The sequence below is a fragment of the Butyricimonas synergistica DSM 23225 genome (assembly GCF_000379665.1).
Taxonomy (GTDB): domain Bacteria; phylum Bacteroidota; class Bacteroidia; order Bacteroidales; family Marinifilaceae; genus Butyricimonas; species Butyricimonas synergistica.
Genome location: NZ_KB903360.1, coordinates 529611 through 544819, shown reverse-complemented (window position 1 = coordinate 544819; position 15209 = coordinate 529611). Strand labels below are relative to the sequence as shown.

The 15209-nt window shown below is 48.3% G+C and carries 8 protein-coding genes and 1 pseudogene; all 9 read right to left on the bottom strand.

Features of this window, described 5'->3' with window-relative positions:
• Positions 1–15 precede the first annotated feature (15 nt).
• Complete coding sequence (locus tag A3CY_RS22065) at positions 16–1440, bottom strand: ABC transporter permease (protein WP_018337901.1); 1425 nt, start codon at positions 1438–1440, stop codon at positions 16–18.
• Entirely contained in the window at positions 1437–2561 is a 1125-nt protein-coding gene (locus tag A3CY_RS0110625; RefSeq protein ID WP_018337900.1) for an ABC transporter permease, read from the bottom strand. Before A3CY_RS0110625 ends, A3CY_RS22065 begins: the two co-directional genes overlap by 4 nt.
• 1 nt (position 2562) lies before the next feature.
• Positions 2563–4222: pseudogene (locus A3CY_RS23505) on the bottom strand (ATP-binding cassette domain-containing protein).
• A gap of 8 nt (positions 4223–4230) precedes the next feature.
• The gene (locus A3CY_RS0110610; protein WP_026207549.1) at positions 4231–5133 is read right to left on the bottom strand and encodes an HlyD family secretion protein; all 903 of its coding nucleotides are present in this window, start codon (positions 5131–5133) and stop codon (positions 4231–4233) included.
• A gap of 52 nt (positions 5134–5185) precedes the next feature.
• Complete coding sequence (locus tag A3CY_RS0110605) at positions 5186–6577, bottom strand: TolC family protein (RefSeq protein ID WP_155828268.1); 1392 nt, start codon at positions 6575–6577, stop codon at positions 5186–5188.
• 291 nt (positions 6578–6868) lie between these two features.
• A complete protein-coding gene (locus tag A3CY_RS0110600; protein ID WP_155828267.1) occupies positions 6869–7885 on the bottom strand; it encodes a hypothetical protein in 1017 nt (338 codons plus the stop codon).
• A gap of 1 nt (position 7886) precedes the next feature.
• Entirely contained in the window at positions 7887–9500 is a 1614-nt protein-coding gene (locus tag A3CY_RS0110595) for a RagB/SusD family nutrient uptake outer membrane protein (RefSeq protein WP_169503618.1), read from the bottom strand.
• 12 nt (positions 9501–9512) lie between these two features.
• Positions 9513–13154 (bottom strand): SusC/RagA family TonB-linked outer membrane protein, encoded by a 3642-nt coding sequence (locus A3CY_RS0110590; protein WP_240388148.1) that lies wholly within the window; start codon positions 13152–13154, stop codon positions 9513–9515.
• Positions 13155–13618: 464 nt separating this feature from the next.
• Positions 13619–15154 carry a hypothetical protein gene (locus A3CY_RS0110580; protein WP_026207547.1) on the bottom strand — a complete coding sequence of 512 codons (1536 nt, stop codon included), beginning with the start codon at positions 15152–15154 and terminating at the stop codon, positions 13619–13621.
• Positions 15155–15209: the final 55 nt, after the last annotated feature.

Genomic DNA, 15209 nt, shown 5'->3' with positions numbered 1-15209 from the left:
AAACATTAAAATTATCTACCTGGCTTTTCGGAAGTTCCAAATCGCCCAACTGTTAAATACAACAATAAAAACACACAAGGCTCCCACCTGGGGCAACACATGCCTTAACTCACTGCCATAGGCAAAAAACAGACGCATCACCTCGATATAATAGCGCAACGGATTTATGTCTGCGATCACCCTCGCCCATCCCGGCATACTGTCAATCGGCGTCCACATGCCACATAACAAACAAATAATCAACAAAAAGAAGAAACAGAGCAACATCGCCTGCTGCTGATTACGGCAAGCCGTGGAAATCAATACGCCAAATCCGACCATCGACACAAGGAAAAGGAATGAAACCAAGTAAATACACCAGTAACTACTCTGGGGCACAATCCCGTACATGGCCCACACGATGATCAAGCCAAGGGTAAGAATCGCCATGCCGATGATCCACGAAGGAATAATCTTCGAGAAAATAAAAGCACTTCGTTTCACCGGGCTCACGTTCATTTGCTCGATGGTACCGTTCTCTTTTTCCGTCACAATATTCAATGCAGACAATACCGCCCCGATGATACAAACCAAAATAGCCAACAGGGAAGGAATCTGGTACAGGCTGGATTCTCCATCCGGATTATAACGGTAATCCACGGCCACATGGATTTGTTCAAACTCCGGATCCGACGGTTTTTCTATCAGCGGGATATCCACATCCGCCTTCCCCGCGTCAATGGCCAACTCGGATAGCGTGATCTCTTCCCTTTTATCCCATTCATTCATCTTTGCCGTCACCGAAGATGGGTTTGCCTGCTGAATTTCAAACGATTCCTGCAATGGCGATTCCATTTCCGCCCGTGACGACATCAGCAGTCGAGAGCGTGCCAACCGTGTTTCTGATTCCGCGCTCTCTTTCGCCCGCTTCGTCATTTCGGCTTGCGCCTCCGCTTCCACGCGGGCCATGATCTCTTCCTGCGACTCGATCCTAAAACCCGGCTGAAAACCGAATCCGTCCACGTATTCCCATATATATCGCTCCAGCACTTGCAGGAAATAAAACGAGGAAAGCCCCGCCGTCACACCGTTAACGGCATCTATTTCCAACATGATCGGCGCTTGGGTACGCCCCGTGACATTTTTCTCGAAACCTTTCGGAATCTCCAGGATCCCGGAAGCCTTGTTCTTCTCCAACACCTGCAATCCCTCCTCGTAGGTATCCGCGTAAGCCCCTATCCGAAAGTGATTCGAGCTTGTCAGTTTCCGCAAGAAACTGGCGGAAGTACTCGTGCGGTCATGATCCACCACGCTCAAAGCTATCGTGGAGGTCCTCACCTTGGCGGCAGGAGGAAGAATAAACAAAAGGATGGAAGTGATCAAAAACAAGATCAGCAAAATCGTTTTATCCCGAAATATCAGAATAAACTCTTTCTGTAATAAAAAGCCCAACATCCTCATGACAACCGATTTTTAAAACATTTGATACTAATGACAATCAAGACTATCGTTATCGCCAATAACCCGAACAGTTCCGGGTAGACAGCATCCATCCCCAATCCTTTGATCATGATGTTCCGCGCTGCCGAAATAAACAGCGTTACCGGCATGAGATGCACGATCACCTTCATCCCTAAAGACAAGGAATCCAACGGGAAAATAAACCCGGACAACGTGATTGCCGGAAGCATCAGTCCCGCGATGGAAATGATAATGGCACTCCGTTGTGTTTTGGTCAGCACCGACACCATAATCCCCAAAGCCAAAGAGGAAAGGGTAAAAACAATGCCGATAAAAAACAGTAAAAAGATATTCCCCGTTATCGGCACTTTCAACACGGTGACCGATATGAGCAGAATCACCACGATATTAATCATGCCGACCAGCAAGTAGGGTACTAATTTTGCCAAAACAATCACCGGAGGTCGCACGGGGGATACCAGTAATACCTCCATCGTGCCGGACTCTTTCTCCTTCACGATTGCGAGGGATGCCATCATTGAGCACACGAGCATCAACACGATGCCAATGACTCCCGGCACAAAATGAAAAGCACTGTCCAGTCGGGGATTGTAACGCATCTTTATTTCCGGAACAATCTGTATCGGCAACTCCCTTCCGGCATTGATCTTCCGTTGGTAATTCAATAATGTCGCCAATATATAAGATTCCAGCGTGGATGCGTTAATCTGTAAACTGGCATCCATGATCACCTGCACGTTCCCGACTCCCGTCCGCTTGATTTCTTTCTCGAAACCGGGCATAAACACGAACACTTGCGACAAGTTTCCTCTCTTGAACAATTCATCCACCTCATCCATAGAACTCACGCGCTCTACCACTTTAAACGTGGAACTGGCATCTATCTCCGCCACGATCTGCCGGCTCATCCTATCATTCGACATATCCAGGACCGCCGTGGGCATCTCGGTCAAACTGCTATTCAAAGCGAAACCGAAAATCAACAATTGCGAAATCGGCAAAACTACCAATACCAACAGGGTCTTCCGGTCGCGAAGGATATGATAAAACTCCTTCCGCGTAAAAGCAAAAAACTGATCTATAAATGTCCTTATCTTCATTTCATCCCTCCTTTCTTTGGGCCCGTCGTGCCAGTAAATAAAAAACCTCCTGCATCCCGGGAACGCCATATTGTTGCTTCAACGCGGCAGGTGTGCCCAATGCCTCAATCCGCCCGTCCACCATGATGGACACCCGATCGCAATACTCCGCCTCGTCCATATAGTGAGTTGTTACAAACACGGTAATCCCATCGGCTGCAGCCTGGTAAATCAACTCCCAAAACATCCGGCGCACGGCTGGATCCACGCCACCCGTCGGCTCGTCCAAAAATACAACTTGCGGTTCATGAAACGCCGCCACCGAAAACGCCAGACGCTGCTTCACCCCTTGCGGCAGTAAACGCACCTGCGTATTCCGCTCTTCCAGAAGGCCTAAATCTCCCAGCACCCGGTCCATTTTGTCCCGGATCTCCGAACGCCGCATCCCGTAAATTCCCCCGTACAGGCGAATATTCTCCCGCACCGTCAGATTCTCGTACAACGAAAACTTCTGGCTCATGTAACCGATACCCCTCTTTATCTTTTCCGACTCCCGGGCAATATCGAAGCCGACCACCCGTCCCGTTCCCGAAGTCGGTTTGCTCAACCCGCACAACATGCGCATGGCAGTCGTTTTTCCCGCCCCGTTCGCCCCAAGGAATCCGAATATCTCTCCCCGCTCCACGTGAAAACTGATATGGTCCACCGCCGTGAAGTTCCCGAATTTCTTCTCCAAATGCTCTACTTCAATGACCCGTTCCATCGCTAATATCGTTTGTCAACATCATAAAATAATCTTCTATACCCGCCTCGATTTCATTCCACTCCACTCCGACATGTCCCGCCTCCCGCAAGGATGCCGCGAACCGTTCCACGGGATAATCTCCCTCCCGGAAGGTCGTGTGAAGCGAGTCCCCGAATGTGAAACAGGAATAAACCCCCGGTTCTTCCCGGATGTCCCGCAATAACCGGTACATATCCCGGGCCCGGAAGGCGACCAATTTTTTATCGTGTTTCCGGATCAACCGGTCCGGCGTATCCACAGCCAACAGCTCCCCGTGAAAAATCAGTCCGATCCGGTCACACAACCGGGCCTCATCCATGTAAGGCGTCGACACCAATACGGACATTCCCTCCTTGCCCAACCGCTTCAGGACATCCCAGAACTCTTTCCGGGAAACGGGATCAACTCCCGTTGTCGGCTCATCCAAAAACAACACTTTCGGTTTATGAATCAAGGCACAGCACAAGCCCAGTTTCTGCTTCATCCCTCCCGACAAAGCGCCCGCTTTTCGATTTTTAAAAGGAGCCAATTGCTCGTATATCTCTTTTATCTGGTCATAATTGGACTGTATCGTCGTGTCGAACACGTTGGCAAAAAAATGCAGGTTCTCTTCCACCGATAAATCTTGGTACAAGGAAAATTTTCCCGGCATATATCCCACGATATTCCGCACCTCGCGATACTGGTCGATCACGTCGAATCCTCCCACGAAAGCCCTTCCCCGGGTGGGCAGAAGAAGCGTTGTCAATATCCGGAACAAGGTACTTTTGCCTGCCCCGTCAGGCCCGATCAGCCCGAACACTTCTCCCTCCTTCACCTCGATCGAGATCTCCTTCAAGGCAACAATCTCTTTCAATACCTGCCGGTACGTCATGCCGATGTTTTCCGCCAAAATCATAGCCAGATTCATCGGGTATAAAATTTCACGTCGGCATACATCCCGACCCGCAGAAAACCGTCGTTCTCGACGTGTATTTTCACGGCGTACACCAGATTGTCCCGTTCGTCCTGGGTCTGCACCGTTTTGGGCACAAACTCCGCCTCGGAGGCGATCCAAGTGATTTTCCCCCGGTACTCCCGTTCTTCTCCTCCCCCCAACTGGGCAAACACCCGTACCGGATCTCCCACTTTTAATCCTCCGACACGTCCACCCTCCAGGTAAACCTGAAGCATCATATTTTTCAAATCCCCGATTTTATACAACGCCTTTACCGGGGCTGCCAACTCTTTCTCTTCCGTGTACTTTGCCAATACCGTCCCCTCGATCGGGTTTACAATGATGCAACGCTGGATCTGGTCATTTATCTGATCCACTTTCAAAGCAATGGCATCGCTTTCAGCCTTTGCCCCCGCGATCATAACCTCCGCCTGATGGGTTTGGCCCGCCAATGCCGAACGTCCCTCGTCTACCATCGCTTTCACGTCATCATACTGTTTCTGGGTAGCCGCTTTACCTTCCAACAAACGTTCCACCCGCTTTAATTCTTTCTCCCCTTTTTTCACCTTCAAACGATACACTTCCAACATCTTATCCAAATTCGGAATACGTTCGTCCACTGCTTTCACCGCCTGTTGCGCCTGTACTTTCAACCAATGCAACTGCATCGTGTCTATCAGGCCGACCACTTTACCCGCCTCGATATAATCTCCTTCCATGACCTCCAAACGCTCCACTCTCCCGCTCATCTCCGACGACACGATGACCTCCCTCACTTCAAACATTCCCGAGGCATCCCGCTCTTCCGTTTTATCTTTGCAACCAACTCCAAGACAAGCCAAAACAACTAAATACAATATCCTATTCTTCATCTTCTCCAATCATTAAATCAAAAATCATAAATCATAAATCCCCAATCGTCAATCATAAATCAAAGTCCCCTATCGTAAGCCTCTTCGTGTACACCATCATCTTCAATTCCACCTCCCGCAACGCCTTCTCTTGGCGGGCGATCAATGCCTGGTTCACATCTGCGATCAACTCCGAGATCGTGTACACCCCATTCGCGTACTTCACTTCCGACGCTTTCCAGATACTCTCCCGCAAACGCACAGCCTCCTCGTCACTCTTCACCAGCTCTTGCAACTTCCGGATCTCCGCGTCCTGCATCAATACCTCCATCTTCGTGTTGAAAATAAAACTCTCCCGCTGGTTCCTCACACTCTCCTGCTGTACCTGAATCAATTTCCGGTCATTTCCCCGGGTATTCAATTTCCCGAAATTCCAACTGACCATCACCCCGCCGATAAAATAAGGCTTGAAATCACTATCAAACGTATTCAATCCCGACTTACCGTATCCTCCCATCGCGAACAAACCGATTTTAGGCATGATCTCCGCATTCTGCATCTTCAAATCGGCATCCAGTCGCTTAATTTTACGATCCAGGTAGTTCAATTCCGGTCGCTTCACTTCTTCATTCTCCCCAGGCACCTCCACGACCGGCACCTGCAATTCGGTCTCTTTCGACAACGGGCGACCGATCAAAGTCGACAACACGTTCAAACAAGCTTCCCGTTTGGCTTCCAATTCAACCCGCGACTGTTTGTATTTAATACGTTCCACGTCAATCACATCCAAATCCGTTTCGTATATCACCCCTTCTTTCAAAGCCACCTCGGCACGCACCCGCAAACTGTCCAGGATCTCATCCGCCCGGTCCAACTGTTTCTCTCTTCCCTCGATGGTCAACAAACCGAAATACAACTGTTTCACTTTATCCTTAATCTCGTATAACTGGGCGTCCAACCCGGCATGCATCATATCAACCTCCCGGTTGGCGATCTCTTTTCCCGCTTTCATCCTTCCCCCGGTCCACAACGCCTGTTTCAACGACAGTGATGCACTATAACGATCCCGGTCGCTCACGGGTATCGTCATCGGGGGGATCGCCACCGGTACATTTACCGTCGGCAAATCATGGTCCTGCCTTTGGGCAACCTCGTTCAAATCCACGCTGACATTCACCCGGTCCGGCATCTTCAAATCCAGCTCCATCTTCTCCGACTGCCACGATGCCACTCCGGAAAAACTGAATTCCGGCATATACACCCTCGAAATATTCGATAACGTGTATTCCCGGCTCTGTTCCAACAAGCCATGTTGCCGGATGGCGGGGTAATTATCCATCGCCCATTGTTGACACTCCTCTATCGTAATCCTCCGCTCCGGTTGCTCCCACCTCCTCGTCTCCTGTCCCCAAAGCGAAACATGTAACATGATAACACAAAAAAAAGCAAATACTCTCTTTCTCATAAACTCCAATTGTTAGCAGAACACATACTGATCTTCATTTTAAATTAAAACGAACGCTTCCGCGAAACCGGGTACACACGACCTACTATTTATTTTAAAAAAAAGGAAGGTGTGTTGACACACACACCTTCTGGTCCATAAAGTCAAAAGTCCATAAAGTCGTAAGGTCGAAATATCACAAAGTTGTAAACAAATTATATTGACAACCAATATCTTGTATAATGCTTGACTTTATGAACTTTCAGAACCGAAGGTTCGACTTTATGGACCTTATGGACTAAAATCAATCTATTACTTTTTGATAAATTGCGTCAGTCCCGCGTCTTTCAAGACCTTCAACAACGCCTCGTATCTTCTGATAACCATCTCGTAATCGGCATGTTCCTCTCGGATCTCGGCATCACTCTTCGTGTAGATCATGCGGGTAAAATCCGAAAGATCCTGCAACACGGAAGGCATCCAAATGGAAGAGCCATTATTTTGCCCAAACGTCAGCACGCCATATTTCCTCGGGTTGGTAATATCCATCGCGTAATTTCTTATATTAAAACTTTTTCCCAAAGCATAACAATCCGTTGATGAGCTCGGATTAGGATCCGGCTCCGGGGCCTCTTTCGTGATATCCTGGTAAGCCGTAAACTCCTCGGTATAATATTTCCCTAAATAATCCTGCAACACATACATACTTAAATTCCAACCGTATACGGCCTTCCTCTCTTCTGTCATATCCTCCAAAGAAAAATAAGTAACATTCAAACCCTTCTTTTCTTTCGTCATCATATATCTCGTACTCAAGCCGATATTTCCCAAATCCTTCACCAACGTATCCGGCTTATGCTGTACACTTTTTTCCAAAATATCCAAAAGGATAAAAGCGTGGGGACCGAACTGCCCTTTAAACTGAGGTCCGAAATTATCGGGAGCCATAAAAGGCTCCAAAGCGTAATCTCTTAACAGTTCCACCATCTCTTTCAAGCGTTTCTCGTCCTTCTCCATGGTATAGGTTATCGAAGAAGCTTGTTCACCCGCGTTCAAAGAATAACCGGGACGGAACAGCTCGTAATAAACATACGGGTTACCCCCTTGGTCATAACGGGTTTGTGTTCCCAACGTATCACTGTAAAAAATAGCGAATCCCGTCTCTTTGTATATCTCGTAAATCAATTGGTCCACCTCCCCGGCATTCGGGTCGTATTCAATCACGTACCAATTTTTCTCCATGCGCGAAGGTTCCGCTTCGTCATTACCGCAGGCTGCACAAAAAAGCAACAGGAACAACCCGCCAATCATCATATTTAATTTTATCATTCTAGTTTCCATAAAACATACAATCTTCTCGGTTATTATCTACAATGGCTCCTTCTGTCTGTTTGATCTCGTCCGTCGGGATTTTAAACACCCAACCCCCGTCCGGGTACTCGGGCAACAGGTAATACCCGTTATAAATTCCCGGGGCTCTCTTACCCGCGTAAGAATAATCATAAGTTTTGTGCTTAATACGCTTCAACTCCGGATATTTCGGGGAAACGGCATAACGTCTCAAATCAAACCAGCGATGTCCCTCGAAACACAACTCCCGGCGACGCTCCTCGCGAATCAACTGCACCAGCGCCTCCCCGCTCTCCGTGATCGGCTGCAAATTCTGAATACGCGTCTCCATCAGCTTTCTCAGGGTCTCGCGGGCAAGCCCCTCCTGATTCGTCATGGCATAAGCCTCGGCAAGATTTAAATATGCCTCCGATACGCGAAGGGTGAAGACATCCGAAACAAACTGATACTCCTGATTTTTCGCTCCCTCGGCAGTCGCTTTCGTCTTGCGCGGCAAATAATAGTCATGGAAAGCATCCTTTATGAAAAATACATCCGGCCGGCAATCCTTTTCTCCCGTCGCTTCATTCGTTCTTTTCTTGAACGTGTTTACCAGATCATCCGAAATACGGAATGCAGCCATGGACAGTTTATCGCTCGAACCCACCTTCATCAGCGCAAACACGCCATTTATACTATTGGACCCTTGGGTAAAAATCACCTCCGGGGAATTCGTGTCCATCCACGAAGTATCTTTCGACGTGGAGACCATCGGGTACACCTTTTTCAAATCCTTCAACGAGTATTGCAAGTGATCGCTCAACACCGCGTTGCACAATGCAGGAACGGAATCCCACTGCCCCATGTAGCAATACACGCGGCTCAAGAATACTTGTGCGGCAGCTTTCGTCGCCCGCCGTTTATTAGTCGGTTCGTATTTATCCAGATACAGAATCGCTTTTTTCAAATCATCCACGATCAGGTTGTACACGCTTGCCACCGGGTCCCGGACATAATTCTCGTCCACCACGTAAGGCGTCGTCTTGATCGGCACGCCCAAATCCGAACCCGCCGTGATCGGGTCATACGCCTTCGCGTAAAAATTCACCAGGAAATAATAATCTGTCGCCCGGATGAAATGGGCCTGTCCCCGGATGGCATTGCGTGCCGCTTCCGTGTCGTGCGTAAACTCCTCTACCTTGTTTAGCACGACATTCGCCACGTTGATATGCTCGTACAGCCGGCTCCAGTTCTGGTCGATGTAAAGTACACCCTCATCGTTATTGGGTTCCGCCTGCCACGTGTAATACCCGTACAGTTTCGTGTAAGGAAAGGTCGCTGAATAATCCCCGGCAAGAAACCCCTCGGCATCATCGTCCATCACGAGCAGCCAGGGGAAATAGACACTCCCCTTTTTCCCCTTGGCATTCAAAGTGCCTTCACTATTATTCGCCACTTTATGTTCCATATAGCCGCTACCCACCAGCAATTCGTCCAGCGCTTTGCAATTCGTGGCATACGCTATCCCGTTCGACTCTTCCTCCAGGAAATCACTGCATCCCGTCAATCCCCAGAAGAGCAATCCGATCCATATTACAACGCTATATCTTTTCATATATTCCATGTTTTAAAATGCTAGATTAACACTTAAAGAATACGTTGGGGGAACCCCCACGCTAATTTTGTCTGCCGAACCGGACTGCGAGGTCGGGTCTTGTCCCTTCAGCTCTTTCGCGCTCCAGGTAAACAAATTCGTCCCTGACAACGACACGTAAAGCGAACTCAGGTTCAATTTCTTGCACACGGAATCCGGGAACACGTAACGCAAATTCAAGCTCTGCAATTTCAGATAATTACCGCTGACCACCCGGATATCCGCGTAATTATACATCTCCCAGATATTTTTCCCGAAATCGTAGGTCTCGCTTCTCCACCACACGTCATTCAAGGTGTTTTGATAAGCCGTATTACCCAACACTCCCGGAATATTCGTGTATTTCTCGTCGCCCGGATGTTGCCAACGCTTTGTCATCTCCTTCCGGATATTCTGAATCGGGGAATAGGCCATGGTAGCCGCCTCCGGGTTATACAATTTCAACAGACGTACCTTCGACCCGATACTGTAAGCCAAATTAAAATTCAACACGAAGCCGTTCCACGAGAACGTATTATTGATACCGCCTTGCAGGTAAGGCACCCGGCAACCCGAGTATTTCATCACGGTGGTGTAGACTTCCGAGTCCTTCATATCCACGTACTGCTCGAAATACTCCTCCCCGATGCGGGCAAACGTCGGGCGCCCGTCATCCGGGCTCAAGCCGGCAAACTCGTAAGAATAGAACGAATTCAACGGTTTCCCCGAAATATGGGCACTCCCGTTCAGGTAATCCGTGTACACGTAATCATCGTGCATCGGGTCATATTTATCCGTTTCCAGCACCTTGTTCAACAATTTATTCACCACTTGCCCCAACTGCGGGTCTATTCTCCAGGAAAAGCCCTTCCGGTTTCCCCCGACAGCCGTATTGACAGGGTTGATGTTAAATGAAACCTCCAAGCCCTGGTTCTCTACCGTCCCCTCGTTCACCGTGTAAGAAGAGACCCCGTTCACCGCGGACACTTTCTTTGGCAAAAAGGCATCCGTCGTCTTCTTGTAATAATAAGACAACGAACCGTTCAACTTGTTCTTGAATAACGAGAAATCGATCGATGCGTTGATGCTGTTGGTCTTCTCCCACTCCAGGTCCGGGTTGGGGAAAGATTTGATCGTCGACCCGAAATCCCCGCCGAAAGCCAGATTGGCACCTCCTTGCGTGATCACCAATTCCGGATTCATGGAGGCGTGGGTCGTTCCCTGCCAACCGTATGAACATTTTAACGCCAATTGATTCACCCACCACGAATCACTCAGAATATCTTCCTTGATATTCCAACGTCCCGAAACAGACCAGATCGGTAAGAATTTATCCCGGGTGCGATCCCCGAAGGCATTCGAGTAATCCACGCGCATATTGGCATTGAAAATATAGCGGTTCTGGTAACTGTAGTTAAAAGCCCCGTAAGCTGAAATGCGGTTGGTCTTCTGGTCTTTCAACACGCCCAAAGCTTTCGAGTCTGTCGTGTACCATTTCGTGTATTCTCCATATTCTTCGGAATTGAAATTACCCACCAACATCCCCCGATCCGGCAAATAGTTCCGGAAGGTTTTATTCAAGCCCGTGTAATTCGAGGACGAGAGCTCCCAACCTCCCATGAACGTCATCAGATGGTCACGCGCTTCGTCCAGGTAAAGGTTATACTGCATCTGCAAACGGGCCATGTAATTCTCGTTTTTCGTCTCGTTCCGGGAGAACTCCCCGCCATAAGGGAGAAGCGTCCATTGCTTATAATACGATGACGCTAAATACGCATCACGCTTCTGCTCGTTATCCGTGCTATAGTTTAACTTTTTCAACGATTTCACGTAAGACGTTTCCTCCCCCCAGTAAGTTTCGTCCTTCGTGTTGGTTGTTCCGTACGAAAAAGTACCTGTCAATTTCAAATTCTCGAGGATATTATAGTTTATACTGGTGGAAAAATTCAACCCATTTCGGTTAATATTATTATACGAGTGATCCCGTTCATTCAGGATATTATACCACACCTTCACATCACTCCCCGTACCCTTTTGCGGATAAAAGAAATAGGAACCGTCCTCGTTGAAAGCCGGAACGGCACGGCTCGCGTTATAAGCGTAATCCATCAATCCCACGGAATTAGGCGTATGGTCCTGTTTCTGGACATTTCCCCCCAATTTGAATTGCACGTTAAACCGGTTGTAATTCAGCGTGATGTTCGTGTTTGCCGTGTAACGGTCGCCCTTTTCCTTCTGGAGTACGCCATTCTCCCGGTTATACCCCACCGACACGTAATATTTCATGTTCTTCGAACCTCCCGACACGGAAAGCGTATGGTTGTGCGAAAACGCGTCGCGGCAAATCACATCAAACCAGTCGGTATTCAAACTCTCGTAATAGGCAACTTTGTCACTATATTCCTCGAACGTCATCAAACCGTTCCGATAATTCTCGTAAGCTTCTTCATACCCGATCCAGCACTCTGAATAATGACTCTTGTATCCCACGCCCTTCTCGATCACGTCCCGGGAATACGCCACACGTTCCGCCGAATTCATCACATTCACCGCCCGGTCCGAATAACGGGGACGCCGTGAAAAAGTACCTCCCAAACTGTATCGGATCTGGGGTGGCCCCTCTTTACCTTGTTTCGTGGTAATCACGATGACGCCATTCGCCGCACGGGTTCCGTACAATGCCGTGGCGGAAGCATCCTTCAACACGTCAATCTGTTCGATATCCTCGGGATTCAGGCCCGAAATGGCGTTTCCCAACAAGTTCACGAAATCCAAATCATTCAATTGGGCGGAATCCACATTGACCGGATCCTCTTGAATGATACCGTCAATGACCCACAACGGCTCCTGCGAACCCAACACCGTGGAGGTTCCCCGGATGCGCAAACGGGGCGAAGCCCCCACCTGTCCGGAATTCTGCATGAAGATCATACCGGGAACACGTCCCTCCAGCATCTGGTCCAACGTGCTCATTCCCGGGGTCATAATATCATCCATCTTCAACGTGGTGACCGCACTCGTCAATTTACGCTTGTCGATCTGCTGGTAACCGGCATTGATCACCACCTCCTCCAAGGCCTGTGCTTCATCTTCCAGCACCACCCGCATCATCTCCTGTCCCGTGTATTTCACCTCTTTCTTTTTCTTCCCGACAAAAGAGAACACCAGCACCACGTCATCCCCGTCCGGAATGACCATCGTGAATCTCCCGTGCACATCGGTGGTAATCCCTCTCGTGCTCCCCTTCACCACGACCGATACCCCGGGCAACGTATCCTTGGGAGAACTCCCCAATACCACCCCCTTCACGGTTCTCTTCTTCACTTGTTGCATCATCGTCATCCGCTTCAGAATGATCAACTCGTTCTCGATCGTGTACATCAGGTTCGTCCCCGACAAGGCCATATCCAGGATCTCGCGTAGCGTCTTTCCCTGCACATCCATCGAAATGTCACTGATTTTCTCCACGTCGGAGGCAGAGTAGATAAACGAAAAACCGGATTTCAGTTTAAGCAAATCGATCACCTCTACCAAAGATTTGTGCTCCACCCGCAAATCCAATTTCATCTCCTGCGCCGTAACGTTCGCCCATAACGTACTCGCCGATAGCATGACAAACAAGACTAACAATTTCATCTTCTTTACTAATTTTACCAGCCTCGGGTCTCCCCGAAACAAAGAGTATAAATTCCTTTTTCCCATAAATCAGTATTTGGTTAATTAAACATTGATATTTATTCTGTCTTTTTATAACCAAAACGTAAACGATTGCATTTATGGGTACATAAAATTATTTTTTTTCTCCTCGATTCCCAACTTTTTTTCTAATATTATACAACAAAAAAAGAGGTATGTCAAAAAACACACCTCCTGGTCTATAAGGTCCATAAAGTCGAACCTTCGGTTCTGAAAGTCCATAAAGTCAAATATCCCACAAATTATTGATTTTCAATATAATCATCCACAACTTTGTAATATTCCGACCTTATGGACCTTACGACCTTATGGACCTTATAGACCTTATGAACCTTATGGACCTTATAGACCTTATGGACCTTATAGACCTTATGAACCTTATGAACTTTATGAACTTTATGAACCTACTCCTCCTCCTCTACCACAGCCTCATCTTCTCCTTCCCAGTAACCGTAACGCTCCGCGATATCCACGTAATAATAAGACTCCCAACCCACTTTATCGCGATACACGCGGTACCGGTTGCGCAATCCCGGTTTCACCTTCCCGTCCAAGGATTCGGCGGGACCTTTAATCGAAACCGGAGCATGCGGGTAAGCCATCCCGTTCTTCCCGACAAAACGGAAACGGAGTTCATGCAGGCAGTACCCGAAATTCTCCACGTATCCGGTACCCGTTCCTTGTGCCGTCCAATCCCAACGGCTTATATTAAAATGATTCCCCAACGGGAACTCGAATTCCACCCGATACCTGTTGTTCCCGAGCGGTTCAAAGGTAGAAGAACTGGCATACACGCCACACGCGTCAAATCCCGACTCGAAAGTGGCTTTCCGGTCATTCAAAGTATCCAACCGACCGACACTCGTACCTATACTCTGCCATGGGTCATCGAACAACACGACACCATCCAATTCGGCATCCGTCCGGAAAGTACAAGCAACACGTATCGTATCCGTGGTATGATAGGGCCCCACGACCCTTCCCGTGTCTGCCTCCACTGAAGAACGGTACACCTTGGAACGGATATCGACCCCTTCAATATCCACGTCGAACGCCTCGTAAGAATAATGATCATTAAACAACTGTGTCCCCATCAAATAACGGACATCCCACAACATCAGACGAACCTTGTCCGGGGTCCCTAAAGTCGGACGTATACCGGATTGTCCCGGTTTCCCGGCATACATCCGGCAATTATAATTCGGGGAATAATTCAAACTTGAAGAAGTAGTCCCCGTACGTTCAAAAGCTCCCATCAAAGACAAAAATGCGGACTCCGATCCGGCATTACTCTCCGGCAAAAAGCAAGCCTGGGCGAAAGCCTTCAACACGTATCCCAACTTCGACAAGAAAGTCGCACGGGCACGTGCCGATTCAAAATATTTGATACGGAACCGGTCATTCACACACCCGCAAAATGCCATGCCCTCGTACTCGGAGGGATAATAGTGTTGGATAAAACTCCCCGTGTACTCCGGCATCCACACCAAATAATGGTCGCTCTTCTTCTCCGTCGCGTTCTTCTCGAAATACGCCAACACCTCTTTCGCCATATCCGCGATGTTCGCCACCTTCATGTCGAACGCGTTCCGTGCACTCTTGATATAATGAATCCGCACGAATGCCGGATTCACGTCATTCAACTCCAGCCCGAATTTCCGGTCCACCCGGTAGCGCATAAAACATTCGTGAAAGAATTTTTGGATATGCAACGTCATTCCGGACAACCGGTAGTGCCAATCTGGATTGTCCTCCACGTCATTCGGGACATAATACACGACATTTAACGTGTGTGCTCGCTCTTGCGTGTATGTATCACCGGGAGGAATGACTTCCTCGTCTTGCGACAAGTCTGAATCATCTTCCTTATACACATCCGTACAAGCTGCAATAAAAATGGATAAGAATATACCCCATAGAATTCCTACATTTTTTTTCATCATGTTATTGTTTTAGGTTGCTATATTAATTCTTTTTCTCTAAAAACGAAAAACA

What these genes read in the sequence shown, in the direction of transcription:
- A3CY_RS22065 (WP_018337901.1), bottom strand. Translation starts at nt 1,440, where the DNA reads ATGAGGATGTTGGGCTTTTTATTACAGAAAGAGTTTATTCTGATATTT.
- A3CY_RS0110625 (WP_018337900.1), bottom strand. Translation starts at nt 2,561, where the DNA reads ATGAAGATAAGGACATTTATAGATCAGTTTTTTGCTTTTACGCGGAAG.
- A3CY_RS0110610 (WP_026207549.1), bottom strand. Translation starts at nt 5,133, where the DNA reads ATGAAGAATAGGATATTGTATTTAGTTGTTTTGGCTTGTCTTGGAGTT.
- A3CY_RS0110605 (WP_155828268.1), bottom strand. Translation starts at nt 6,577, where the DNA reads ATGAGAAAGAGAGTATTTGCTTTTTTTTGTGTTATCATGTTACATGTT.
- A3CY_RS0110600 (WP_155828267.1), bottom strand. Translation starts at nt 7,885, where the DNA reads ATGATAAAATTAAATATGATGATTGGCGGGTTGTTCCTGTTGCTTTTT.
- A3CY_RS0110595 (WP_169503618.1), bottom strand. Translation starts at nt 9,500, where the DNA reads ATGAAAAGATATAGCGTTGTAATATGGATCGGATTGCTCTTCTGGGGA.
- A3CY_RS0110590 (WP_240388148.1), bottom strand. Translation starts at nt 13,154, where the DNA reads ATGAAATTGTTAGTCTTGTTTGTCATGCTATCGGCGAGTACGTTATGG.
- A3CY_RS0110580 (WP_026207547.1), bottom strand. Translation starts at nt 15,154, where the DNA reads ATGAAAAAAAATGTAGGAATTCTATGGGGTATATTCTTATCCATTTTT.